Below are 24,806 nucleotides of genomic sequence, written 5' to 3'. Positions count from 1 at the left end.
TTAAACAGGAGGCGTATGATGACAACCTTAGATTGGATAGCGATAATTTGTTTAGCAACAGGTATTCTCTTTTTCCTTTTTAGTCTACTTTTCCTATTTTTTATAGTCGAATTACGTACAGAGAAAAAGAAACTATCAAAATATCGGACTAAAAATAAAAAGAAACGAAAAAAATTGATTCAAGCAAAAAGGAAAAATCAGTCAAAATTACAAAAAAGTATCCTATTCATGTTGGTATTTTTGGTTGTTGGATTAGCGGCAAGTTCAGGAGCTGCTTACACCATTTATTATCAGGCCACAAATCTAAGTGAACTGGATCAAAAAGCAATTGTCGATGGCTATTATTACTTAACTAAAGTAGAAAACCAGTTGAATGAAACTGAATTATTAGACAATACAAATGAGGTTGATGCTAATTTGGATACTCTTTCTTCAAGACTATCAGCCTTTGCTTTAAATAAAGCCGATTATCGCATTAGTGAGGATGGACAACAAATCATTAATCGCTATTATACGTCAATGAAGGAATTAGGGATTAACCTTTCTTCTCAAAGTAAGAATTTTTATAAAGACGAAGAAGTCTTAGCAGTAGTCAAAAAAGATATTGAGAAAGTTAAAAATAATGAAAAAGCAGTATTCAAGCAGTTTAAAATTGATGAAAAAGCTCTGGCCCAACAAAAATAGTTTGAAATTTTAGGAGTCTTAGGTATGGAAAAAGATGCAGCAACGAAAATTCAAAAAAAGAAAATACCTACGAAAAAAAGAAAAAGGAAAAAGACCTCTAATCCCAATCGGAAGAAACAGTCAGAAAGGATAGTAAAGAAAAGAATCAATCAAAAGAACCTACCAAAAAAGAAACAGTTGAAAAGAAAAAGACGAAAGTCAAAAGAATCTAAGAATGTTTTTAACCGTGTAATGTTAGAATTAAGTGGTGCAATCTTTTTGGTAGGATTCGTGCTCTGGTTCCTTTCTTTCTTTACCTTTACTTTTGTAAAAATAGATGGATACGCGATGATGCCAACGTTGTCAGAAAAAGACCTTGTTTTTGTGAATCGGCTAGGTCCGAAAAAGAGATTTAAATTGGTGTATATTAGACTTCCAAACGGTGCAGGAACCTGTGTCCGCCGAATTGTTGGGCTCCCAGGGGAACAAATTGAGTATCTGCAAGACCAGCTTTATGTAAACCATCAAAAAAAAGAAGAAACCTTTATTTTAGATGAGAAGCGTCAAGCCGATAGTAATGGAATCTTCTATACAGAAAATTTTACAATGAATCAACAGTTTAATGAAGTAACCATACCAACAGGTAAATATTTAGTAATGGGAGATAACCGTCCGTACGCTACTGATAGCCGATATTATGGCTTTGTGGGGGAAAAAGAGATTATTGGAACTGTTGAAATGAGAGTCTTGCCTCTACATAAGATGGAGCAGTATTAATAAAAAATGATTTTTGGTTTTTAAAATAATTGAACAGGTTTGGGAATAGATTGATTTAAAATGTAAGAACTCCTCATAAATAAGATGGTCATAGTAATGACTACAAAAAGGCTCTATAGCAGACAGGTTTCTTAGTGTCTGTTATAGTGTCTAGTTTTGTTTTTTGTACGCTAAAAAAGTGCATATTTGCTATTTTTTGATATATGTTTAAAAAATGAAGTGAATCATTCAAGTTCTCCCGCTCTTTTTTCTTATTTTACCAAACATTATGGTAAAATAGAGTCAATAGAAAATAGGAGGTGGCGTTTCTGAGAGGGCAGATCAGAAAAGCTTTAAGTGGATTTTATTATGTATATTTGGATGGAGAAACCTATCAAACAAGAGGGCGAGGAAATTTTCGTAATCGGAATATTACGCCGTTGGTTGGAGATGAGGTTATTTTTGAAAGCACTAATTTGACAGATGGTTATTTGTTGGAAGTTTTGCCAAGACACAATGAATTAGTCAGACCGCCAGTAGCCAATGTTGATTTAGGTGTGATCGTTATGAGCATGGTAGAACCTAATTTTTCCTATAATCTCTTGGATCGTTTCTTAGTTACTTTGGAAGATAAAGGGATTCAGCCTGTTATTTACTTGACAAAAGCAGACTTATTGGATGGAACTGAACCGGTAAAAGTAGCAGAGGCTAAAGCGATGTATCAGGAAATTGGTTATCCTGTGATTGTATCTACAAACGAAGAAAGTAATCAAGCAATTCATGAGTTAAGCCAATATTTCCCTGAACAATTAACGGTATTTATGGGGCAGTCTGGGGCTGGGAAATCTACACTACTAAACAAAATTTCTCCTGATTTACAATTGGCAACGGGCGTTATATCTGAATCTTTGGGAAGAGGAAAACATACAACGCGACATGTAGAGCTGATTCCGCTTTTTGATGGGCTGGTGGCTGATACGCCAGGATTTAGTTCAATTGATTTTTTAGAGATGGATGCAGTAGATTTGCCAAAGCAATTCCCCGAGTTTGTGGAAGCATCGAGAAAGTGTAAGTTTCGGGAGTGCATGCATTATAAAGAACCTAAATGTGAAGTGAAAAAACAAGTAGAAGAGGGTACTATTGCCCAAAGTCGTTATGAGAATTACCTACAATTTTTGATGGAGATTGAAAATCGTAGACCAATATACAAAAAAAAGAAGGAGTGACATTTTTATGAAAATAGCACCGTCAATATTAAGCGCTGATTTTGCAAATTTGGAAAGAGACATTCAATTAGTAGAAAAACTAGGGGCAGATTACATTCATGTAGACGTTATGGATGGACAATTTGTGCCTAATATTACGTTTGGACCGAATGTTGTTTCGGCGATTCGCCCGATCACTAAGTTACCGCTAGATGTTCATTTAATGATTGTTCAACCAGAAAATTATATCGAAGCTTTTGCCAAAGCAGGAGCAGATATCATTACGGTTCATCAAGAATCAACGCCTCATATTCATCGAGCAATTCAAATGATTAAAGCGGCAGGTGTTAAGGCAGGTGTGGTTATCAATCCCGGAACCCCTTTAGTTGCGATTGAGAATGTTTTAGATTTAGTGGATCAAGTCTTAATTATGACTGTTAATCCCGGCTTTGGGGGTCAATCCTTTATAGAAAGTGCATTAGATAAAATTGCACAATTAAAAGAATGGAAAGAAACAAAAGGTTACACCTATGATATTGAGGTAGATGGTGGAATTATTCCAGAAACAGCAGAACGCTGTAAGGAGGCAGGAGCCAACGTGTTTGTAGCAGGTTCTTACATCTATGACTCTGAAAGTCCTAAAGAGCGTGTAGAGGCATTGCGGACTGTGCTAAACAGATGAATGTATTGTTAGTAGCTGGTGGATCAATGAACCAATGGCCTGATTTATGTAATCGGAAATTTGACTATTATGTTGGGATCGATTATGGGGGATTGTCTATTATAAAAAAAGGTTGGCGTTTAGATTTAGCTGTAGGTGATTTTGACTCACTCTCTCAACAAGAGCGGGAAGAAGTTTACCATCAGGCGAAAGAAATCAAGCAAGCGAAAGCCGAAAAAGATGATACGGATACACAGTTAGCACTATCATTCGTTTTAGAAAAATTTCCAGCAGCAAAAGTTACGATTGTCGGAGGAACTGGTGGGCGATTGGATCACTTTCTATCTAATCTGTGGCTGCCGATGGAACCAAGATTTCAGCCGTTTATTCGTCAAATACAACTACTAGATCAGCAAAATAGTATTCAATATTACTTACCAGGAGAATATACAGTTGAAAAAGAACTTGAAATGACCTATTTAGCTTATTGTTGTTTAACGCCGGTAAAAAGCCTTACCTTAGCTGAAAGTAAATATACATTGGATCATATCGATGTTTTGGTTCCGACATCCTATGCTAGTAATGAATTTGTTGGAGATTCAGCTGCTTTTTCTTTTGAAACAGGCATTATAGCAGTGATTCAAAGTCGAGATAAGTAGTTAGTTAATAAAATAGAGAATCTAGGGTAGGAGATAGAGTCGATAGTTACCGGCGCATTCTGTTACCCTAGATTTTTTAGTAATTAAAGAACGTTAGCTTGTTATAAACGGGATCAAATTTTTACTCTTTTGCTAATTGGTTAATATCCTTATATTGTTTAGGTGTCATGCCTATTTGTTTTTTGAAAACATTAATAAAATGACTTTGATTTGAGAAGTGCAACATAGTAGATATTTCTTGGAAACTATGAGAACTATTTAAAAGTAAAAATTGAGCTTCGGCAATTTTTTGTTGAAGGATATATTCCTTAATGGTACAACCTACTTTCTTTTTGAAAAGAGACGATAAGTAATTTTTAGATAAAGCTAATTTGGTTGCGAGATCTTCAACAGTCAATTTTCCATAAATATTCAGGTAAATAATTTGTTGACACTGGAAAATGTAGCCAGAAGTCGATTGTCGTTTAATACGAGCTACTTTTTCAGCATAGTCAGTCAAGATACCTTCAACATAACTGTATAGGGTGGCACTGTCTGGAATGAAAGGAAACTGTTCAATTTCTCGGATGTAATGGTCACTCATTGTATAGGCAATATCTTTTGCTAAACCACCTTCAATTGCCGCTCTAGTAGCGATTGGAACGACAGAAATGAGCATGTTTTTTTTGTGTCTTACTTCATCTTGATAGGGTTTTGTCTCAGGAAAGTCAATACTCCTAAAAGATTCGAAAGTTTTTTTTGTGAGTTGAACATCGCCGTTTTGTATCGCATTAATGATTTCTTTTTCTTTTTGATAGCTTTGTCGGATAACCCCATCATTTATATTCAATTTTGCTTCTTTGAGTATTTGATCTTCTTGTTCTTTTTCAATGATAAATGATCGTATCTTAGGACTTCTTATCAAGTTTACTGACGTATTTTTGTCATAGATTGACAAGTACAATAATTTGATAATATCTTTTATTGTCTTTTTTGTTATGAAGTTATTTTCTTCCGAAACCCACTTGTTGATTTTTACGACACCTATAATAGCTTCATTTTTTTCAAAAAGAGGAATACCAAAAATAGCTTGGTCATTAAGAAATCCTAAGTTAACTATCGAGGTGTCAAAAAAGGATATTTGCCTTTTTAACTGTTTTAAATCTAAATCAAAATGATGCTTTTTTTGGAAAATTTGCTGGCAATCAAAAGTTGTTAAATCTATATAAAAAAAAGAAATCCCAAAAACACGGGTGAATTTTTTTAATAAGTTGTCTATATTTTTTTTCATACTTCGCCTTCTTTCTGTTATGAAGTCCAGATTATTTTACCATATTTTTCGAAAGAAATGATATAAAAATGAAGAAAAATTGATATTTATAAAAAATAAAAGTATTTAAGTGCTATGAAAGATAGATGAAAAGTGGAGTTAAATTGAGATTTTTATCGGAAATACAGGGTTTGAAAGTAAATTTTTTTGTTAGATTCAATTTAATAAAAATTAAGAATTGAGTAGTATTTAAAATGGACAAAATATTAAATGAAGATTTTAGTGAAAGAAGATAGGGGCACATGTAATCAATACAACTAGACATGAACCAGTATGAAACTTTCTAAATTGAGGTATATTTGTAAGAATTATGTAAACGAACATTTCTTATTAAACTAGCGCTTTTTCACATTTAAATCATCGACGTTAATCCATTTTTTAGCAGGTGATTTAAATATTTTTTTCCAATGGACAGATTAAAATAAATTGGTTTCTTCTTTTTTTAACTGCTCAGCAAATTACTTGAATCTGTCCTTAACAATTATGATTTTTTATCTAACTTTTGGATCACAGCGTAATAATCTTTTAGAAGTTAGTTATTGTTTAATGGTTGGGATTAAAAAAACTATCCTTGAAAATGAGATGTAGGATCCCATTAATCATAATACCAATTGAAATAGAAAGACCAATTAATAAGGCTTTTGATCCAGAATTAAAGGCGCCATTAAAATTTTTTTCTGCTAGAAAATTAATACACTTGTAAAAGAAACCGCCAGGAACAATTGTGATAATTCCTGAAATATTTAGAATAGATTCAGGGATGATTATATATTTTGCAATCAAATTTGTAATAAATGAGAGTATAGCTGAAGCTATCAATGCACTGGTAGGTAAATCAATCGTTAAGATAGAGGGTAAAATTGTGTAAGTAAGCCAAGTGGTCATTCCTAGTGTACCGCATAATAAACAATATTTTTTTTCAATATTGTTAAGGATAGAGAAAAAAGTGCTTGCAATAAAACAAAAAAAGGCTTGTAAAATTAGTTTTTCCATATTTTCACCTACTAAGTTAAGATATTTAGAAAGAAAGTGATAGGCATTAAAATCATTATAGTGATCATTAATGCTTCGAGAATTTGAGAGGTTGCGATTAAATAATTATTTTCTAAAACAGACCTAATTGAATTAACAATTTCTATCCCTGGAACTAGTGGCATAATACAAGAAAAAATAATCATATATGGATTTGTAGCAAGGTCTAAATTAATTGAGAGAGAAACCAAGATGGCTAAAACTGAGGCAGAAAGAAACGTTGAAAAAGATTTTAGCATTAATTTTTTCTGGAAGTATAATAAAATAAAATAACTTACGCCACCAATGATTAAATCAATGGGAAAATCCGATAATTGGGACGTGAAAACAACGCCAAGTGCTGCACTGACCATTCCGGCACTCAAAACTTGAACGGTTATTGGAAATGAATAGTGGGTATTGTTGATTTCTATCAAGGTCTTATAAAAATTTTCTTGCGTCAATATGCTATTCTTAAAGTTTTCTAAAGCTTGTTTTGCGCGGATAATTTTTTCGAAATTATTTTCAGTAGCGTCAATGACACGCATTTTAATTTTTGAACCTTGGTTAAGAGTAATAAAGATTCCTGTTAAGGTTTGATAAATAGTAACCTGATCCATGTTCATGATTGTGCCAATTTTATGTATATCTCTTTGTATATCACGTGGGTCAACATTGTTTTTAGCCATGATTTCACCATATAATAGACAAATATTTAATGCTAATTCGGAATTTTCATCATTCATATTTTTCTCCTGTGAGCCACGTAAAACATTTGTTTGAATTATTTTGTGGCTGATTTTAACTGAAAGGAATGCTTACTTCTAAACAAGTAGGTTATCATCGTCTGTTTGTCTTTAAGAAGATTAATTTTAGTGGGCAGACGCCACATATTAACTGAAACGTGTTATTTTCTGTACATAATCTAAATTTCTGCAAAGTAAATAGACGATGAATTTTTCTTTTGTAACCATTGAATCAAGTATGTCCTATCGCTGAAGCAGCTATTCTAGATAGGCTTAAAAAGGGAAGATAGGAGTAAAGTTATATCTAGATAGCTTACTTAACAGGTGTACTTTTTTAGTTTTTCTGCTTAACATCAGCTCGTACCATTCGTAGAAGTTGATGAGATTTGAACGTTAATAGAGTGTAACTTTTATCAATCTGTTTCTCAGAGTGATTTTAGCTCGTCACAGTGCTGCCTATCTGTGGCGAGCTACTTGTTGTAAGAAAGCAAGGTTGCTTCTGCTCCCATCGGATATTCGGTTTATAGGATGTCTATAGAAGTCTATCTTTAGTATTTAACTATTTAGATATTCTTGTGCTATTTTTTTATACATGTCAATAACATCCAAAAAATTTTGTATTTCTACGTATTCATTGAATTGATGAGCTAAGGTGCCTTCGCCAGGGCCTAAAATAATAAAGTCGAAAGGCTTATCTGCTTTTATATACTCCGCAACATCTGTCGTTGCAGCAATTCCTTCTAGAGGAAGATCTTCTGAGTACTTCTCGTGATGAACTTTTTGAATGATTTGAACTAAAAATGAATTCTTATTGCTTTTGACAGGCAATTTATCATAATCAAAGGTTAGTTTCAATTTAAAGTTTTTTTGTTGGTTTAATTGATCAACAATCGTTTGGATATCTTTTCGAACTCGTTCATTTCCGTAAGCTGGAATGGTTCGGATATTTCCTTGAATAACTGTTTTATCTGGGATGCTATTGACTTGGACACCACCATTTATGATGGTAATATTATGGGTTACTTGCCCAGTTTCAGGATCGCTATATAGTTTGCTAATTTCAGTCATTTTGGAGTTGATAGCGTTGATGCAGACCACCATGTTATTGATAGCGTTGATGCCTAACTCTGGCATTGAGCTATGTGCTGCTTTTCCATGGGAAGTAATTGTATAATCAATAGAACCTTTGTGTGTATAGACAAGAGCTAAGTTTGTAGGTTCACCAACGATTAAGGCATCTAAATTATCGATATACCCTTTTTTAGTCAGTTGTTCAGCACCTAACTCACCAATTTCTTCTCCAACAGAAGCCAAAAGTTTAAGAGTTCCATTTAATGTACTTTTCTCTTCAATAAGTTCAATCATGGCAATCACCATCGCTGCCAGACCACTTTTCATATCCGTAGAACCCCGTCCGTATAATTTGTCGTCTTCAATTGTAGGGTCAAATGGTGGGTAATTCCACTCTTCTAGATTTCCTGGATCTACAACATCCATATGTCCCGATAACCCAAGCACTTTCCCATTACCATTTCCAATTTCAGCAACTAAATTTGCTCGATTCTCAGAAAAGAGTACTTTTTCTGAAGAAATATTATATTTAGTAAATAGTTTTTGGATATAGTCTGCAATTTTTTCCTCTTGCCCATTCACAGTTGGAATTGCGATTAAATCTTTTAAAATCGTTATTTTTTCTGCTTTTTCCATGTAGCATCCCTCCTAAATAGATTATGTTCCAAAATCAATTCTTTCTAGTCTCCTTTCTTTGCAAGGATATATATATATTAAGCAGTGAAATAGAAGAGTTCTCGCTTTTAACTATCTGGGGAAGAAACACTTTAATCGAATCGAGATAAATTTTTTTCAAGTTGTGTTTTTAAAGCGATCCTCCTCAATGACAACTGCGTGATGCTATTTTATTTTGTACCATCAAAATAGTTTTGTTTTGCTTGTTCCATAGTTAAATTTTAATTCTTAAATTGATAAGGTATCTCCAGTATAGGCAGTTACGAAGAGAAAAATCACGCAATATAAAGGAACATTCATGTTTCTTTTGGTTAACATTTATACTGAAAACGCGATAAGTAGCTGTTTTGAAGAGTTTAAGAAGAGTAGTCACTAAAATAGAGAAAAACCAGATGATTTTAAAGACGTAGATGGAAGTCTATTTGGTTACGCTGGGAAATTTTAGAATTTATGCTGAAATCAAGTATTTTACTTCATGGAAATATGGAAATTAAAATGAATGAACTACTTCTATTCAAATACATCTAAGATATGGAATCAACGTCATTTACCATCTTGACGGGTCAAATATATAAGCTGTTAACAAATAGTTACATGATGTTAACTAGTATTGCGTGACTATCCTTTTGTGTGAGGTCAATATGGAAATGTAATATTAGATTACAAAAAATATGAAGGAAGGAGTAACTTTCTAAAAAATAAAGAGAGAGGAGAAGATATCTTTTTATATAAAACTTCAGATAATAGAAAAGTCATTCATTTTTGTAGATAAACATTCAAATATCTATGTAAGGAAGGGAAAAAGATGGAAAGAGAAAGAAAAAATCATTGGGGCTATTTACTAATTGGGATTTTATATCTATTAGTTTCTTTGCTTGTTTTTAGAAATCCAGCAGAGAGCTTACTAGCACTGACGATTGTATTTGCAGTTACAGCAATTATTGCTGGAGTTGTTGAAATTACAGTCAACTATAAAGAAAAAAAAGAGTATGGAGCAAAAGCCAATTTTTCTATTTTCATGGGAGTTGTTGACATTCTTATAGGAATCTTTTTCCTATGGAATTTTTCAGCCGGAATGGTGGCGTTACCGATTATCTTTGCGATTTGGTTTATTGTAGGTTCTGTGGCAAATTTATTCACCTTAGATTTTGCTAAAATGATTAGCAACGGCTACTACTGGTTTAGTCTGATTGTAAATATTTTGAGTATTATTGTTGGAGGGATTTTATTATTCCATCCGATTTTATTGATTGCAACAGTGACTTTTTTGGTAGGATGTTATTTTCTAATTAATGGCATTTTGGCGATTATTGTTGCATTTTAATAAACAAATTTTTAAGTAATTGGATTTAGATTTTTTCGGAAGTTTAGACGTATCATAGCTAAAATTTTAAGGAGGAGTACTTATGTGTACATCAGCAAAAATCAAGTCAATAGAAGGACATTATTACTGGGCTCGTACTATGGATTTTGCTCAAAATTTTTTTGAATGCGGTGGCGAAATTATATACTTCCCAAAGCATTTACAGATGGACATGCTATCAGGTCCATTAGTTAGTAAATATGAGGTTGTTGGGATGGGGATTCAAGATACGTATCTTTTGACAGACGGAATAAATTCAGAAGGTTTAGCTGGGGGGTGTTTCTATTTTGAAGAAGCAACTGCTACTTCGTCGCAAGAGTTGACAAAGAAAGAGCTCCAGGAAGTAGTCTTAGATGAGCTCGTTGTCTACATTTTAAGTCAATGTAAATCGGTAGACGAAATTGTTGGGCTGGTATCGCAATTTGCTTGTATTGATAAAGGGACATCCAATAAGATGGTTGCTACTGAAGGGAAACAATTACCTGTGCACCTTACCTTTACGGATAAAGAAGGCTACTCAATTGTGCTAGAACCAGACCATGATGGGCAATTCACGATTTATACTCACACCAATGGTATTATGACGAATAGTCCTAAATACGAATGGCATTTAACAAATCTCAGGAATTATGTAAATATGTCAGACTATACGATTCAACAACTAAATATAAATAATTTAGAAGTAAAAGGAATTGAGAGTGGTTCTGGTTTGCTGGGGTTACCAGGAGACTATACCTCTCCTTCAAGATTTATAAAAATTGCTTTATTAAGTAATATGATGCAACCAACAGCAGATAAAGATGCCTTGAGATCATTGTATACTGTTTTTAATTCGGTCATCATACCTAAGGGAATTGAAAAAAACACTTCTGATAGTAGTGATTATACCGCTTACTGGATTGGATATGATCTTGAAAATAGATGTTTAGAAGTTCTCTCTACAGCGAATCAAACATTTACGAAAGTTTCATTAGAAGAAGCTAGCAGATTTTTTAATAATCAAAAAGGACATACAAAAGTTAAAAATGAAAACTACTTTCATGAAATTTAACAAAAATATATGTTTAAGCTAGATAAAATCTGTTATCTTCTACTTAAAAAAATTCTTTGAATTTTGAGTTTAATAAGTTATTTTTAGGTAGATCATTTAATGGATATTGGAGGCAAAAGAACGGACGGATTTAAGTCTATTTTAAGTATGATTAGCTCGTTATTGTTGACTATAGTTCTGAATCATTGCTTGTTTTTTTAGAAAATTACTAAAAAAAGTAGCAGTGATTTAGGCCACTAATCCTTTCTTTTATTAAGCTGATATCAAGCAAAAAGAGTCTGAATAAAGTTTAGAAAGGGGGGAGAAGGTGGATATGACATTTGCAAAGATGGATTTGTATTTAACAGATATTTTATCTTTCAAAAAGGTAGATATTTCTACAAATAGTTATTTGTGGAATGATGCGCTCTTTTTGCTAAATTCCATTCTAGCCTCAAAAGATTCCCATTGTTTTCGGGAAGATTGGATGGTTAAAAGTCAAATGAACGATGATGGGAAAAAGACTTTAGGAAAAGAAATATGGGATATAGAAAATCAATATGCTTTAAAAATTCAAGCATATATGCTAGATAACCAAGTATATGGATATGGAGAGAATATATTGGTAGAGAAAAATACTCTGGAATTTGATGTTTTAAACGATTGTATGGGAATAACAAATCAATTAATTTTAATTAGAGGATTTTCAACAATTGATGCATTGAGTAAGAATCAGCGTTTCTTGAAATACTTATCATTATTACAAAAAGTTAACTATTTATAAAGCTATATAATTATTATCACACGATTGGTTACGTGAGTTATAGACTAAAAAAATGACAAAAATGCCGTAAAACTATCGATTATTTAACCGATGTTTTATGGTTTTTTTGATTTTCCTTCCTTCTATAGACTACTTACTTTTTAGTTCGTTTTAGTTTATCATACAGGAAGATGAATATAAAAGGAGAAATATAACGAGCATGGAAAATAATAGATTAAAAGAATATAGAAAAAAAAAAAGTCTAACACAGCAAGAGTTAGCAGACGAATTAAATGTATCTAGACAAACTATTTCCAAATGGGAGAATGGTCAAAGTGAACCTGACATTAATAGTATTACGAAATTGAGCATGATATTTAATACGTCTTATGAAGAAATTATTTCATGGTTTAGCGATAAACAAACTAAAAAACACTCTTCAATAGATAAAGTGAAATTTCTTTTTTTGTATCTAGCTACTATTGAGACAATCAATTTAGTTATTTTTATTATATTTATCTTTTTTTTGCTATATTTTTTAAAAATTTCTAGCTAGATCATTCATGTGTTTAGTAGATGATAGTTTGATATTTAAAAAAAACAAATAATATCTATTAAATAAAGAATGGAATGTGGTGGTCAGAAAAAACTAATGATTGGCTTTGTTTCACTCTCTAAATCTGGATATATGGTGAGAAAAAGTAACTTATTCTTATTTTTAAAGCTCAACACTGTTGTTTTAGACGAGTTTTCAGTTTTGGTCAAAAAAACATACCGTTCTCTTGTATGATTCGTTCATTAATAACTATCAAACGGAGAAGACGATATGACTCTATAGTCAATTAATAAATGCAATAAAAAAAGAACGAAAAGGAATCATTCTCGTTCTTTTTTATTGAATTTGGTTTATCAACTTTATTATTTATTTCTATTAAACACGCTCAATTTTACCAGATTTCAAAGCACGAGTTGACACCCAAACTTTTTTAGGTTTACCGTCTATTAATACACGAACTTTTTGTAAGTTAGGTTTAACAGTACGTTTAGTAGCGTTCATTGCATGTGAGCGGTTATTGCCGCTGCTAGTCTTACGACCAGTAAAGTAACATACTTTTGCCATTTTAAGTTTCCTCCTTTGCTTTGATCTTGGAGCGATAGTTTTCAGCTCATACTAAATTAATTTATCACAGAACAGGTTTTTTTGCAAGAGAATTTTTGGTATAGAAAATAAAAAATAGATTATCGGAAATTTCTGAAAAGACAGCTTTTTTAGTAATATATTCCTCTTATAAATGAGGAAAGGATTTGAAAACGTTCACTTTTATGCTATTCTCATAAATAAGAATCTATCTGGAAGGGTGTTTTTATGAAAATTGAAAACTATTATTCACAAAAGAAGCCTGTTGTTTCTCTTGAGTTTTTTCCTCCAAAAAAAGAAGCAGCGATTGAAACGATTTATCAAGCTTTAGAAGAAATGAAAGAAGTTCAACCTGATTTTATTAGTATTACCTACGGTGCTGCTGGTTCTAAAACAGACAATAAGACGTTAGAGCTTGCTTCAATGATTAAAAATAAATACGGAATTGAGCCTTTACACCATTTATCCTGTGTTGCGAATACGAAAGAAGAAATTAGTCAACTCTTGGCACAAATCAAAGGAGAAGGGGTTGAAAATATTTTAGCTCTTAGAGGAGATATTCCTCTAGACCCTAAGAATTGTCCTAACGATTTTGTTTATGCCAAAGATTTGATTACTTCAATTAAAGAAACGAATGATTTTTCAGTTGGAGCGGCTTGTTATCCAGAGGGACATATTGATGAGCTTACTAGTAGAGAAAATATTGATCATTTAAAAGCTAAAGTGGATGCTGGGGCTGATTTTTTCGTTTCTCAGTTATTTTTTGATAATGATACGTTTTATCGTTTAGTGGAGGATGCTCGAAACGGCCAAGTATTTGCCCCGATTTCAGCGGGAATCATGCCGATATTAAGTAGAGGACAAGTGGAAAAAATGATTTTCATGTGTGGGACTTCCTTACCATCAGAGTTAATAAAAATCATTCATAAATATGAACATTCGATTGAAGATTTGCGAAAAGCTGGGTTAGAATATGCGTTGAAACAAATAGATGATTTAATGAACCATGGCGTTGATGGTATTCATGTCTATGCGATGAATCGCCCAGTTGTTGCGAAAGAAGCAATGTCACTATTAAGAGGGTCGTAAGGATGATAGAGTTAGATAAAAAAGAAATCTTACGTTATTTGGGCTATCGACGGAATCAAGAGCTAACGGAGACTGTCGATCAGGAAATTCAAGAGTTAATGATAGAGGTCCAAAAAATTTCGAATCCCCGTTATACTTTTCGTATTTTTGAGTGTCAATCTAATGAAGAGAATCGTACAATTGAGGTTTTGGGAACAGGTCTATTATTTGAAGGGAAATCTATTTACAATCATTTAAAACATGCAAAAAAGGTCGCTCTTTTAGCTAGTACTTTAGGGATTGAGATTGAGCGGAAAATTCGTCAGTATTCACTTACTGCTATGAGCAAGAGCTTAATTTTAGACGCCTGTTGTACAGAATATATTGAAAAAATATGTGATTTAGCAGAGTGTGAAATCGAAGAGTCTATTGCTGAGGAAAGATTGGTTTTGAATCGGCGTTTCAGTCCTGGTTATGGAGATTTAGCATTAGATATTCAACCGAAATTTTTAGCGACCTTAGAAGCGAATCGAAGAATTGGACTTAACTTATCAGAAAGCCTGTTGATGATTCCTAGAAAATCGGTTACGGCAATTATTGGATTATTTGATGACCCCAAGTTAGCTCGTCCCAGAAGGAAAAAACTGAATTGTACAGATTGTTGGATGAATCAAACCTGTAACTATCGTAGATAAAAGAGTGAATAAACTGATATGGAGGTTAGTATGGGGATTTTAGAAACATTAAAAGAGCAACGTCTACTTTTGGATGGTGCAATGGGCACGATGCTGCAAAAAAAGGGTTTGCCTATTGGCTTGGAACCGGAATATTTTAATTTAAGTCATCCTGAAATTGTAACGGAGATTCATCAAGCATATGTAAACGCTGGGGCTGATGTGATTACGGCAAATACGTTTCAAGCAAATCGAGTGAAGTTAAAAGAGGAAGAATTATCAGCAATTATTACTGCCGCGATTCATCTAGCGAAAGCGGCAAACCCTAAGTATGTTGCCTATGACATGGGGCCGATTGGACAGTTGATGGCGCCGATGGGAACGTTAAGCTTTGATGACGCCTATAGCATTTTTGCAGAGCAAGCAATTGTAGCAGAGCAAGCGGGAGCTGATGTGGTCATTTTGGAGACGATGTCAGATTTGCTAGAAACAAAAGCGGCCATTTTAGCAATCAAAGAAACGACGAGCTTGCCAATCTTTTGTACGATGACTTTTCAAGAGGATGGGCGGACGTTTGTAGGGACAGATCCGCTAACGGCTGTTTTGACCTTGCAATCTTTAGGGATAGATGCTGTAGGTGTTAACTGCTCTTTGGGGCCTGTTGAGCTGATGCCAGTGATAGAGACAATCCTAAAATACGCCAAGATTCCAGTTATGGTGCAAGCAAATGCTGGATTACCTGAAATAGAAGATGGGCAGACTGTTTATCGAATATCAGTAGCGGAATACGGTCAAGCTGCAAAGAAAATGGTAGAAAAGGGCGTTAGAATTGTTGGAGGTTGTTGTGGAACAACACCCGATTTTATTCGTGAATTAAGAGGAATTATTGATAGTCTACCAGTAATTGATCCTGTTCCTGAAATCGTGACGGCAGTTACTTCGGGAAGCCAGTCGGTTATTTTGAATAATGGCTTGCATCTAATTGGTGAACGAATCAATCCAACGGGGAAAAAACGATTAAAAGAAGCTTTGCGTAACAATGAGTTGAGTTATCTTTTGAAAGAAGCGTTGAAACAGGTAGAAGCTGGCGCTGATATTTTAGATGTTAATGTTGGTCTGCCAGAAATAGATGAGAGCAAAATGATGCAACAAGCGGTTCAAGAAATCCAAGGAATCGTCACAGTGCCACTACAAATTGATAGCTCCAGTGTTACTGCAATTGAAACAGGTGCTCGCTACTATAATGGTAAACCATTGATTAATTCAGTCAATGGGAAAGAAGAAAGTATGAAAGCTATTTTTCCGATTGTGAAAAAATATGGTGGTGTGGTACTTGGATTGACTTTAGATGAGACGGGAATCCCTGAAACGGCTGAAGCAAGACTAGCGATTGCAGAAAAGATTGTAAGAACAGCAGCAGAATATGGGATTCCTAAAGAAGATATTATGATTGATCCTTTAGTACTAACTGCTTCAGCGCAACAAGCTCAAGTTAAGGTTACTTTGGAGACCCTTAGATTGTTACGAGAACGATTAGGTGTCTTGACTGTTGCAGGATTAAGCAATGTTTCTTTTGGCCTTCCCAATCGAGAGCTGATGAATAGTACCTTTTTGGCTTCTGCGGTTGCGGCAGGTTTAACCACGCCAATCGTGAATCCTTTATCAGAATTATTGATGAATACTGTTCGCGCACTTAAGGTAATTAATAACCAAGATCGAGAGGCAACCGATTATATAGAAAAAAGTCAGGAAATGACGATTACTGCTACAGAGAAAAAACAGGAAAGTATAAAAAAAGACGCAGGAACCTTAGATTTAAAAGAATTAATTTTAAAAGGACAAAAAGAAGAGGCGCCTATTTTGACAAAACAGTTACTTGAAACGAAAAGTCCATTAGAAATCGTCAATGAATTTTTTATGCCAGCATTGGATGAAGTGGGTGGCAGATTTGAGCGAGGGGAACTCTTTTTACCACAACTTATTCAATCTGCGGAAGCAGTGCAGCGTTCGCAAGAGGTATTAAAAGCCTATTTTGAAGCGCATGGACAAGAAAGTCAGTCTTATGGAAAAATTTTATTAGCCACTGTTGAAGGCGATATTCATGATATCGGTAAAAATATTGTCAAGATGGTGTTGGAAAATTATGGTTTTGACGTTATCGATTTAGGCAAAGACGTTCCGATTGAAACAGTTGTTGAAAGAATTCGTGAAGGCGATATTAAATTAGTGGGCTTAAGTGCTTTAATGACCACAACTGTTCAGAATATGAAAGCGACGATTCAAGCAGTAAGAGATGCAGGGTTATCGACATCATTTATGGTAGGTGGAGCAGTATTAAATGAAGAATACCGTGAGTTTGTTGGTGCGGACTATTATGCGAAAGATGCACTAGAAAGCGTTGCGATTGCTAAGAGGTTCTTTGGAATAGAATGAGGTGAAAGGTGATGGAGACTAGAAGTAGTCTACATTGCTTTTTCTTTAAAATAGGCGACAAATTTATTTGACATATAAGAATAAACGATGTAAATTAAAACATTGTGAGTAAAACGATGAGACAATCCATAATTATGAACTTACTTCCTTTTCATTAAGGGTTCGCTGTGTTAAAATGTTATGGAAGAAAATAGGGCAAATATGCTCTTACAAGGAGGCTTTCATCAATGGCTGTGAAAATTAAAACATCTGCGGGTACCATTGAGATTACCAATGAAGTGATCGCTACAGTAGTTGGCGGAGCTGCTACTGATATCTATGGGATTGTTGGCATGGCAAGTAAGAATCAAATTAAAGATAATTTGAACGAAATCTTACGTGGGGAAAATTACTCTCGAGGCGTTGTCGTGCGACAAGAAGAAAATGGAGTGGCTGTAGACGTATATACAATAGTAAGTTACGGAACAAAAATTTCTGAAGTTTCTCGAAATGTTCAAGAAAAAGTGAAATATAACCTTGAAACGTTATTAGGCGTTACTGCTAATTCTGTTAATGTATTTGTTCAAGGCGTTCGTGTGTTGCCCGACTAGGCAGCCAACTGTTTTTGAAATAGAGGCTCTGTTTTAAAAATAGTGAATCTAACACTGTTTTTCGTTTAAAACCTAACGAAAAAGGAGGGGGAATTCACCTCCATCTTACAATGAACTAGTGTAAGGTCAGTCTCATACAGTTCGACTAATAAGTGATATTCTAAAGACGAACTAGCATAAAGGAGGATTTTTTAGGTGAATGTAACAGAAATCAGTGCAAGTCAGTTCCAAGAAATGGTTCAGGCGGGTGCGAGTCGTCTGCATGTTAATGCAGAGTATGTCAACTCATTGAATGTTTTTCCTGTGCCAGATGGCGATACAGGTACGAATATGAATTTATCTATGACTAGTGGAGCAAAGGCTGTGGCCGATTCTCGTTCTGAAAAAGTCGGAGAATTAGCAACCGTTCTTTCAAAAGGATTATTGATGGGTGCCCGTGGAAATTCCGGTGTTATTCTTTCTCAATTATTCCGTGGATTTTCAAAACAAATTCCAGATGTAACAACATTGAATGCGAAAGATTTAGCGGCAGCTTTTACGCATGGAGTACAAACGGCATATAAAGCAGTAATGAAACCAGTCGAAGGAACAATTTTGACAGTTTCTCGTGAAGCCGCTCGTTCTGGTGAACGTAAAGCGAAAGAAAGCGATGATTGTATCGAAGTGATGGCAGCTGTTGTTAAAGGCGCAAAACGTGCATTGGCTAAAACGCCGGATCTTTTACCTGTCTTAAAAGAAGTTGGCGTAGTAGATAGTGGTGGCCAAGGACTTTTATTTATTTATGAAGGCTTTATGGAAGCATTGTCAGGAGAATTTTTAGCAACAGAAATTTATGAACCGTCTCCAGCTGAAATGGATGAGATGGTCAATGCGGAACATCATCGTGGTGTTAGTGGACATGTAGCTACTGAAGATATCAAATTCGGCTATTGTACAGAAATTATGGTTAAAATAGGTGAAGGACCAACAGTAGATAGCAAATTTGACTATGAAACATTTAGAAATTATTTGAACGAACTAGGTGACTCTTTATTAGTTGTGAACGATGATGAGATTATTAAAGTTCATGTACATACGGAGCATCCCGGTGAAGTCATGAATTATGGACAAAAATTTGGTTCTCTAATCAAGATTAAAGTAGATAATATGCGTTTACAACACGAAACATTGCTTGAGCATGATACTCAAGCAGCTCAAACAGAAAACACTAAAAAAGCAGCCCGTGTACCATTTGCAGTAATTGCGATTGCGGCTGGTAAAGGTGTTCAAGAACTTTTCCGTAGTTTAGGAGCTAGCTATATTATTAGTGGTGGACAGACCATGAATCCTAGTACAGAAGATATCTTGAAAGCTGTCAAAGAAGTGAATGCAGATCAAGTGATTATTTTACCGAATAATAAAAATATATTTATGGCGGCGGATCAAGCAGCCGAAGTAGCGGATGTTCCTGTAGCAGTTGTTCCGACGAAAACTATTTCTCAAGGGATGACCGCGATGTTAGCTTTTAATGACCAACAAACATTAGAAGAGAACAAAGCCAGTATGATTGAAATGATTGAAAGTGTCATTAGCGGACAAGTAACAACAGCCGTTAGAGACACTACGATTGATCATGTTGAAATCAAAAAAGATGACTTCATTGGTATGATTGATGGAAAGATTGTCGTATCTGAACCAAAAATGTATCAAGCTTCATTGGATACGTTGAATAAAATGATCGATGACGAGACAGAAATCGTAACAATTATTGTGGGTGAAGGTGGAACGGTAGCGGAGGCTGAAAAACTAATTGCTGCGGTTACTGAAACACATGCAGATTTAGAGACTGAGCTTCATGAAGGCGGACAACCTGTTTATCCATATCTATTTTCAGCAGAATAAAACAGAATTTTGGAGGAGTGTGGGAGTATAATCATCTGATTGATTATCCCACGCTTTTTTCTATAGAGATAGTGCGGTAGTTTTTTTAGTAAACGATGAGAGGGGGAAGACAGATGAATCTATCTGATGGTATCGGAGTGCTTTCAGGAGTAGGGCCAAAACGAGCAGAAAATTTGAAAGAACTTGGGATTGAAACGGTGGAAGACTTGTTGACGTATTATCCATTTCGTTATGATGATATTCAAGAAAAAGAAATTAGTGAGATTCAAGATCAAGAGAAAGTAACCTTAAAAGGAATTGCTGTTTCTGAGGCAGTCGTCAGTCGCTATGGATACAAAAAAAGTCGGTTAACCTTTCGGATGATGCAAGACCACGCAGTAATCAATGTCTCTTTTTTTAATCAGCCGTATTTAAAAGACAAAATCATTCAGTCAGAAGAAATTGCTGTTTATGGAAAATGGGACGCGAAGCGTAAAGCATTAAATGGTATGAAGATTTTGGCATCTAAAAATGATGGCGAAGAGTTTGCGCCGATTTATCACGTCAATAAAAAAGTTCGACAAAGTAGTTTAATTCAGCTTATTCGTACAGGATTTGAGAAATATGAGTCGTTGATTGAAGAAATATTGCCACTAGAATTGCTTGAGAAATATCGCTTGATGTCAAGAAAAGAAGCTATGTTTGCGATGCACTTTCCTACTACACCAGAAGAAAGCCACCAAGCGAAACGCCGGGTTGTTTTTGAAGAATTTTTACTTTTTCAGTTGAAAATACAGGGCTTAAAGAAGCAGGAGAAGGCAGAAAAAAATGGGTTAGCGATTTACTATGATGTCGATCGACTAAAAGAGTTTACCCAGAGCTTGCCTTTTGAACTGACGAAAGCGCAAAAAAAGGTAACCAATGAAATTTGTCGTGATTTAATGAGTCCTCGGCATATGCAACGTCTGCTGCAAGGAGATGTAGGAAGCGGGAAAACCGTTGTTGCAGCAATTGCCTTGTATGCCACCATGACAGCAGGATTTCAAGGGGCGTTAATGGTGCCTACAGAGATTTTAGCGCAACAGCACATGGAAAGCTTGCAGCAACTTTATAATCCGTTAGAAGTGCGGACAGCCTTGTTAACAGGCTCTACTAAAACGAAAGAACGAAGAGAAATATTAGCACAGTTAGCTTCTGGTGAGATTGATATTATTATTGGAACTCATGCATTAATTCAAGAAGATGTTCTTTTTCATCAACTAGGACTGGTCATAACAGACGAGCAACATCGATTTGGCGTGAATCAACGACGAATTTTGCGAGAAAAAGGATTGAAGCCAGATGTATTGTTTATGACAGCTACGCCTATCCCTAGAACCTTAGCTATCACTGCTTATGGGGAAATGGATGTGTCGATTATTGATGAAATGCCAGCTGGACGAATTCCTATTGAAACGCGCTGGATTAGACCGCCCCAATTAGATACAGTCCTCGATTGGATGAGAAAAGAACTTAAGCAGGGGCATCAAGTATACGTTATTTGCCCGTTGATTGAAGAATCTGAAGCGTTAGATGTTAAAAATGCAACGGAAATTTATGAACATATGACAGAAGTTTTTCATCCCGATTATCAAGTAGGGTTGTTACATGGGAAAATGAAAAATGCTGAAAAAGATAGTATTATGCAGGAGTTCAAAGAAAATCATTTACAGTTGCTTGTCTCTACAACGGTAATTGAAGTCGGAGTTAACGTGCCTAATGCGACGGTGATGTTGATTATGGATGCGGATCGATTTGGATTAGCACAGCTTCATCAGCTAAGAGGCCGAGTAGGGCGTGGATCAGAAGCATCTTACTGCATTTTGGTGGCCAATCCCAAGAATGAAATGGGTGTTGAGCGAATGAAAATTATGACAGAAACCAATAATGGATTTGTTTTAAGTGAGAAGGATTTAGAGTTACGGGGACCAGGAGAAGTCTTTGGCGCAAGACAGTCGGGTATTCCGCAATTTATTGTCGGAGACATTGTTTCAGATTTTAATATTCTAGAAGTCGCCCGACAAGAAGCCAGCGATATTTGGAAAAAAATAAATTGGTGGGTCTTGCCTGATTACCAAGGCTTGGCGAAGAAAGTTAAACCAGCAGAAGACGAAGCACAATTTTTTGATTGATGAATTGTCACTTTTTACCATTTAATAAGGCTAAGAAAGTGCTGTTTAAAAAGGAAAATGACAGGCTGACCAAAGTAAATCAACTTGTATTTAAAAGCGATATTGAAGAACTTAAGGAAGGAAACAAACTTTTACAGCCGGAATTAGAAATTTAGAGTATACCCTATTAAACGATTTGAAAGTCGCTCTAATAGGGTATTTTTACGTGTTCAATAGAGTTGTCTAAATGTAATTCACTTTATGTTATAATATAAAGGTAGAAAAGTTATGACGGTGGCGACTTCCGAAAGGTGGTGGTGCTTATGAATGTAAGTACTGAAATCTATGAAAGGAGTAAGCCTTTTGTCTGCATTGGAAACAATACAGCTCATTCTAAGCTTTAGTATGTTTACTATAGCTCTGATTAAGCTAGTTGTTGACTTGCTTAAAAACGACAAAAAAAAATAACCGTCAACTTTAGCCAGTGCGGTTATCTTTTTAGATAATTAAATTAGCGCTACCGTCTTAAACGGTTCTACAAAGGGGATATGTTAGCGCATATCCTCTTTTTCTATTTAATTATAGCATCTTTTTTCTTAAAATTCTACTTATCTGTACATAAATTCTCTTAAACATCGGATAACTGATTCGTCGTTTTTTAATCCTAGAAATAATGCTTCTGTGGAGTAAAATGTAACTTTGATATTATTTTCTCTTCTGTCCCAAATGGAAGCAAAAGACAATAGAATCTGTAAATGAGCGTATTTTTATAATTGATGAGCCAGTAACTTTGGTAGTTATTCTCAACTGGTATTGGCTCTTTCATTTATAGCTATCATTGTATATCAAGAAAATGAAGGGCTTACCACGCTTATTCAAGATTCATTTAAATACCAAAGAGTACATCTGAATACTATTTTAATTTGCACTTTTCTTTATGAAAGAGTGCCTTTTATATTTTAGAGGGGATAGACTATTTAATCTACAGACTTTGAGAGTGCTATTAGGTGGAGAAACACATAATGTATAAAATAAAAAGCAAATTCCATATGTTAATTACTTATCGATACAAATTGCCCATAGGCGCTCGGAAACCCTATACTAGTAATCGAAAATAGATAAAAACTCACCACTCAGAATATCTATGGTGGTAGCTTTCATTTGTTTTAAAAGTGCAAAATAACGATTGAAACATGTGCGATTTATCTTTTAAAGTGACACTTGTAGAGTTAAAGAAACATCATTGTTCTTCTTCAATAAATAATTTTTGTAAGATCAACTGCTGAATCACTTGAGAGATTTCCATCCATTGACTATAGCTTTTTAAAGAACTCAAGACAAATAGACGTTTACCATTTCGTGACGTTTCAAGTGTATCTGAAATAATTAAATCGGCTTGATGAATATTTTTAGTAATGATTACTACTTCATCACTAAAAATATCTGCAAGTTGTTTCCGGATATAGGAGCTTCCAGTGAAATCTTTCGTTACCTGTACATAAACAAATAGTTGTGGTTTTCTGCTCATGAATAATAATCGATAGACTAGGCTATAATATATTTCCTTAAATGAATCTGATTTTTTTTGTTCATCTTGATTTTCTTGAAGATAGTTTACTAAAAAATTATTAAAAAATTGCTGTACTTCGATTGATTTTTGATTATTATCAGGTAATGAGTAATTTAATCTTGGAAAATATAAATTGATAAAAAGCTGTGCATTATCACCTAATAATTTGAAATTCAGATAAGTCAGTGTAAAAAAATAAATAAAAAGAGCCTGCACATCATTTTTAGGAGTTATGCCAAATGTTTGCTTGAAAGAGTGCATTAACTGTTTTGAAAAGGTGGTCGCAGGATTGCGTTGTTGCAAAAATTTTTCTCCTAAAGCTACTTTTTTTTCAAAAACCACAATATGTGGAAAGAGAACGTTAGTAAAATAACTAAAAAAAAGAATTTCATTTTTAATAACATCCTCAGGGAAGTCCCCAAAAGGCTGGAAATTGAAAATACTTGGAATATCATAACACCTCTCAACCAGATTTAAAATACTAGTGGTCTCATTGTCTTGTTTGTTGATAAAGAGTTGATTTTGAATACGAAGGGTAGATACCGCAAACCAGAAATAAAATGAATTTGTCGTTGATTTTGATTCTGTCAGTGATTTATCTAACAAGTAAGGTGAAATTGCTGGCGTTAAATCATCTCTAGTTAAGTGTACAAATGGCCACTCTAATGTTTGGAAATTCTTATTTAAAAAGAGAAAACTAAAAACACGAATAGAGAGCTCATTTCCGGATAACGTTAGTGTATTTTTGGACAACTGAATCTCTAACTCAAATTTTTTAAGTTCTTCATTTAAGCCTTTTACTATTCGGCTTAAATAAGAAAAAGTAACAAATAATTTATCGGTTACTTCCAAATAAGATTGGCTGAAATTGGTTGTTAATAACACAAGCAATTGAAAATTAGGAGATACTTTTAAATAATCCAGCTTGAGTTGATGGAAGATTAAAAGCTTGTTTTCAGTGAATTCAGAAGCAATGACATATTCTCCTTTTTTATTGGATTGAATAAAAGTAGATTTTGGAAACTTATCTTTGAGAGTAAGGTTTAATTTTTGAATATGTTTTTTTACGGTACTTTTTGGGATAGTCAAGTAAGTAGATAAAGAATCAAGCGTTTGCTTCGCTTGAATAATAGAATAAAATATTGACAACTCATTTTGTTTTGATAGAGATAAAAATTTTGTGTACATGAGGCATCACCTTTCGAATTTATGTCTAATGTAGGCTCAATAGTGGACAAAATTTTATGTGTTTCTAGTGATATAATAACAAAATCGAAGAGATAAGTGAAAGATTACGTATAAAAGAGCAAAAAATATCTCAGTTTTTACAAAACTGAGATAGGAACTTATTATTGTTGTTACATAGAGATTTACAGAGACAAGCTGACTAACCTTAGACGGCTATAAAATT

General features: G+C 34.3%; 23 protein-coding genes. 17 read left to right on the top strand and 6 right to left on the bottom strand.

Annotation, left to right across the window (positions count from 1 at the left end):
• Positions 1-18 precede the first annotated feature (18 nt).
• From BCR26_RS17495 to BCR26_RS17475, 5 genes are all read left to right on the top strand, one after another.
• Complete coding sequence (locus BCR26_RS17495) at positions 19-684, top strand: hypothetical protein (protein ID WP_069700243.1); 666 nt, start codon at positions 19-21, stop codon at positions 682-684.
• Between the two features lie 24 nt (positions 685-708).
• The gene (gene lepB, locus BCR26_RS17490) at positions 709-1,440 is read left to right on the top strand and encodes a signal peptidase I (RefSeq protein WP_245341778.1); all 732 of its coding nucleotides are present in this window, start codon (positions 709-711) and stop codon (positions 1,438-1,440) included.
• Positions 1,441-1,739: 299 nt separating this feature from the next.
• Positions 1,740-2,645 (top strand): ribosome small subunit-dependent GTPase A, encoded by a 906-nt coding sequence (rsgA, locus tag BCR26_RS17485; RefSeq protein ID WP_069700242.1) that lies wholly within the window; start codon positions 1,740-1,742, stop codon positions 2,643-2,645.
• Between the two features lie 7 nt (positions 2,646-2,652).
• Positions 2,653-3,306: a ribulose-phosphate 3-epimerase gene (gene rpe / locus BCR26_RS17480; RefSeq protein ID WP_069700241.1), complete on the top strand. Its 654-nt coding sequence runs from the start codon at positions 2,653-2,655 to the stop codon at positions 3,304-3,306.
• Complete coding sequence (locus BCR26_RS17475; protein ID WP_069700240.1) at positions 3,303-3,944, top strand: thiamine diphosphokinase; 642 nt, start codon at positions 3,303-3,305, stop codon at positions 3,942-3,944. The genes rpe and BCR26_RS17475 overlap by 4 nt, the downstream gene beginning before the upstream one ends.
• A 121-nt stretch (positions 3,945-4,065) precedes the next feature.
• On the opposite strand, the gene BCR26_RS17470 is transcribed toward BCR26_RS17475, so the two are convergent.
• The 4 genes from BCR26_RS17470 to BCR26_RS17455 form a co-directional block, all read right to left on the bottom strand.
• Positions 4,066-5,214, bottom strand: coding sequence for an AraC family transcriptional regulator (locus tag BCR26_RS17470; protein ID WP_069700239.1), 1,149 nt, complete (start codon positions 5,212-5,214; stop codon positions 4,066-4,068).
• Positions 5,215-5,796: 582 nt separating this feature from the next.
• On the bottom strand, positions 5,797-6,246 hold the full coding sequence (locus BCR26_RS17465; RefSeq protein WP_069700238.1) for a threonine/serine exporter family protein: 450 nt from the start codon (positions 6,244-6,246) through the stop codon (positions 5,797-5,799).
• A gap of 11 nt (positions 6,247-6,257) precedes the next feature.
• Complete coding sequence (locus tag BCR26_RS17460; RefSeq protein ID WP_069700237.1) at positions 6,258-7,010, bottom strand: threonine/serine exporter family protein; 753 nt, start codon at positions 7,008-7,010, stop codon at positions 6,258-6,260.
• Between the two features lie 555 nt (positions 7,011-7,565).
• On the bottom strand, positions 7,566-8,717 hold the full coding sequence (locus BCR26_RS17455; RefSeq protein ID WP_069700236.1) for an ArgE/DapE family deacylase: 1,152 nt from the start codon (positions 8,715-8,717) through the stop codon (positions 7,566-7,568).
• Between the two features lie 844 nt (positions 8,718-9,561).
• Here BCR26_RS17455 and BCR26_RS17450 point away from each other — a divergent pair.
• From BCR26_RS17450 to BCR26_RS17435, 4 genes are all read left to right on the top strand, one after another.
• Positions 9,562-10,080, top strand: coding sequence for an HdeD family acid-resistance protein (locus tag BCR26_RS17450; protein WP_069700235.1), 519 nt, complete (start codon positions 9,562-9,564; stop codon positions 10,078-10,080).
• Positions 10,081-10,162: 82 nt separating this feature from the next.
• Entirely contained in the window at positions 10,163-11,170 is a 1,008-nt protein-coding gene (locus BCR26_RS17445) for a linear amide C-N hydrolase (RefSeq protein WP_069700234.1), read from the top strand.
• A gap of 313 nt (positions 11,171-11,483) precedes the next feature.
• Complete coding sequence (locus BCR26_RS17440; protein ID WP_139124994.1) at positions 11,484-11,933, top strand: hypothetical protein; 450 nt, start codon at positions 11,484-11,486, stop codon at positions 11,931-11,933.
• A 199-nt stretch (positions 11,934-12,132) separates the two neighbouring features.
• Positions 12,133-12,468 (top strand): helix-turn-helix transcriptional regulator, encoded by a 336-nt coding sequence (locus BCR26_RS17435; protein ID WP_069700232.1) that lies wholly within the window; start codon positions 12,133-12,135, stop codon positions 12,466-12,468.
• 375 nt (positions 12,469-12,843) lie between these two features.
• Here the strand turns inward: BCR26_RS17435 and rpmB are convergent, their stop codons facing one another.
• A complete protein-coding gene (gene rpmB / locus BCR26_RS17430) occupies positions 12,844-13,032 on the bottom strand; it encodes a 50S ribosomal protein L28 (protein ID WP_010761898.1) in 189 nt (62 codons plus the stop codon).
• A gap of 246 nt (positions 13,033-13,278) precedes the next feature.
• Here rpmB and metF point away from each other — a divergent pair, with 246 nt between their 5' ends.
• From metF to BCR26_RS17395, 8 genes are all read left to right on the top strand, one after another.
• Complete coding sequence (gene metF / locus BCR26_RS17425; protein ID WP_069700231.1) at positions 13,279-14,139, top strand: methylenetetrahydrofolate reductase [NAD(P)H]; 861 nt, start codon at positions 13,279-13,281, stop codon at positions 14,137-14,139.
• Between the two features lie 2 nt (positions 14,140-14,141).
• A complete protein-coding gene (locus BCR26_RS17420; protein WP_069700230.1) occupies positions 14,142-14,813 on the top strand; it encodes a methionine synthase in 672 nt (223 codons plus the stop codon).
• A 30-nt stretch (positions 14,814-14,843) separates the two neighbouring features.
• The gene (locus BCR26_RS17415; protein WP_069700229.1) at positions 14,844-17,225 is read left to right on the top strand and encodes a homocysteine S-methyltransferase family protein; all 2,382 of its coding nucleotides are present in this window, start codon (positions 14,844-14,846) and stop codon (positions 17,223-17,225) included.
• Positions 17,226-17,452: 227 nt separating this feature from the next.
• Positions 17,453-17,815, top strand: coding sequence for an Asp23/Gls24 family envelope stress response protein (locus BCR26_RS17410; RefSeq protein ID WP_069700228.1), 363 nt, complete (start codon positions 17,453-17,455; stop codon positions 17,813-17,815).
• A gap of 195 nt (positions 17,816-18,010) precedes the next feature.
• Complete coding sequence (locus BCR26_RS17405; protein WP_069700227.1) at positions 18,011-19,696, top strand: DAK2 domain-containing protein; 1,686 nt, start codon at positions 18,011-18,013, stop codon at positions 19,694-19,696.
• Positions 19,697-19,809: 113 nt separating this feature from the next.
• Positions 19,810-21,846: an ATP-dependent DNA helicase RecG gene (recG, locus tag BCR26_RS17400; protein WP_069700226.1), complete on the top strand. Its 2,037-nt coding sequence runs from the start codon at positions 19,810-19,812 to the stop codon at positions 21,844-21,846.
• Positions 21,846-22,001, top strand: coding sequence for a hypothetical protein (locus tag BCR26_RS18860; protein WP_211272319.1), 156 nt, complete (start codon positions 21,846-21,848; stop codon positions 21,999-22,001). The genes recG and BCR26_RS18860 overlap by 1 nt, the downstream gene beginning before the upstream one ends.
• A gap of 169 nt (positions 22,002-22,170) precedes the next feature.
• The gene (locus BCR26_RS17395) at positions 22,171-22,293 is read left to right on the top strand and encodes a putative holin-like toxin (RefSeq protein ID WP_069700225.1); all 123 of its coding nucleotides are present in this window, start codon (positions 22,171-22,173) and stop codon (positions 22,291-22,293) included.
• Positions 22,294-23,065: 772 nt separating this feature from the next.
• Here the strand turns inward: BCR26_RS17395 and BCR26_RS17390 are convergent.
• Positions 23,066-24,583, bottom strand: a complete 1,518-nt coding sequence (locus tag BCR26_RS17390; RefSeq protein ID WP_069700224.1) for a helix-turn-helix domain-containing protein — start codon at positions 24,581-24,583, stop codon at positions 23,066-23,068.
• Positions 24,584-24,806 lie beyond the last annotated feature (223 nt).

The sequence above is a fragment of the Enterococcus rivorum genome (assembly GCF_001742285.1).
Lineage (GTDB): Bacteria > Bacillota > Bacilli > Lactobacillales > Enterococcaceae > Enterococcus_L > Enterococcus_L rivorum.
This window is presented reverse-complemented; position numbering and strand designations above follow the sequence as displayed.

Excerpts from the sequence above, each read along its gene's own strand:
- BCR26_RS17390 (WP_069700224.1), bottom strand. The coding sequence starts at position 24,583 with ATGTACACAAAATTTTTATCTCTATCAAAACAAAATGAGTTGTCAATA.
- BCR26_RS17410 (WP_069700228.1), top strand. The coding sequence starts at position 17,453 with ATGGCTGTGAAAATTAAAACATCTGCGGGTACCATTGAGATTACCAAT.
- BCR26_RS17465 (WP_069700238.1), bottom strand. The coding sequence starts at position 6,246 with ATGGAAAAACTAATTTTACAAGCCTTTTTTTGTTTTATTGCAAGCACT.
- BCR26_RS17440 (WP_139124994.1), top strand. The coding sequence starts at position 11,484 with ATGACATTTGCAAAGATGGATTTGTATTTAACAGATATTTTATCTTTC.
- BCR26_RS17455 (WP_069700236.1), bottom strand. The coding sequence starts at position 8,717 with ATGGAAAAAGCAGAAAAAATAACGATTTTAAAAGATTTAATCGCAATT.
- BCR26_RS17420 (WP_069700230.1), top strand. The coding sequence starts at position 14,142 with ATGATAGAGTTAGATAAAAAAGAAATCTTACGTTATTTGGGCTATCGA.
- BCR26_RS18860 (WP_211272319.1), top strand. The coding sequence starts at position 21,846 with ATGAATTGTCACTTTTTACCATTTAATAAGGCTAAGAAAGTGCTGTTT.
- BCR26_RS17435 (WP_069700232.1), top strand. The coding sequence starts at position 12,133 with ATGGAAAATAATAGATTAAAAGAATATAGAAAAAAAAAAAGTCTAACA.
- rpe (WP_069700241.1), top strand. The coding sequence starts at position 2,653 with ATGAAAATAGCACCGTCAATATTAAGCGCTGATTTTGCAAATTTGGAA.
- BCR26_RS17475 (WP_069700240.1), top strand. The coding sequence starts at position 3,303 with ATGAATGTATTGTTAGTAGCTGGTGGATCAATGAACCAATGGCCTGAT.
- BCR26_RS17460 (WP_069700237.1), bottom strand. The coding sequence starts at position 7,010 with ATGAATGATGAAAATTCCGAATTAGCATTAAATATTTGTCTATTATAT.
- metF (WP_069700231.1), top strand. The coding sequence starts at position 13,279 with ATGAAAATTGAAAACTATTATTCACAAAAGAAGCCTGTTGTTTCTCTT.
- BCR26_RS17445 (WP_069700234.1), top strand. The coding sequence starts at position 10,163 with ATGTGTACATCAGCAAAAATCAAGTCAATAGAAGGACATTATTACTGG.
- lepB (WP_245341778.1), top strand. The coding sequence starts at position 709 with ATGGAAAAAGATGCAGCAACGAAAATTCAAAAAAAGAAAATACCTACG.
- recG (WP_069700226.1), top strand. The coding sequence starts at position 19,810 with ATGAATCTATCTGATGGTATCGGAGTGCTTTCAGGAGTAGGGCCAAAA.
- rpmB (WP_010761898.1), bottom strand. The coding sequence starts at position 13,032 with ATGGCAAAAGTATGTTACTTTACTGGTCGTAAGACTAGCAGCGGCAAT.
- BCR26_RS17495 (WP_069700243.1), top strand. The coding sequence starts at position 19 with ATGACAACCTTAGATTGGATAGCGATAATTTGTTTAGCAACAGGTATT.
- BCR26_RS17470 (WP_069700239.1), bottom strand. The coding sequence starts at position 5,214 with ATGAAAAAAAATATAGACAACTTATTAAAAAAATTCACCCGTGTTTTT.
- BCR26_RS17395 (WP_069700225.1), top strand. The coding sequence starts at position 22,171 with ATGAAAGGAGTAAGCCTTTTGTCTGCATTGGAAACAATACAGCTCATT.
- BCR26_RS17415 (WP_069700229.1), top strand. The coding sequence starts at position 14,844 with ATGGGGATTTTAGAAACATTAAAAGAGCAACGTCTACTTTTGGATGGT.
- BCR26_RS17450 (WP_069700235.1), top strand. The coding sequence starts at position 9,562 with ATGGAAAGAGAAAGAAAAAATCATTGGGGCTATTTACTAATTGGGATT.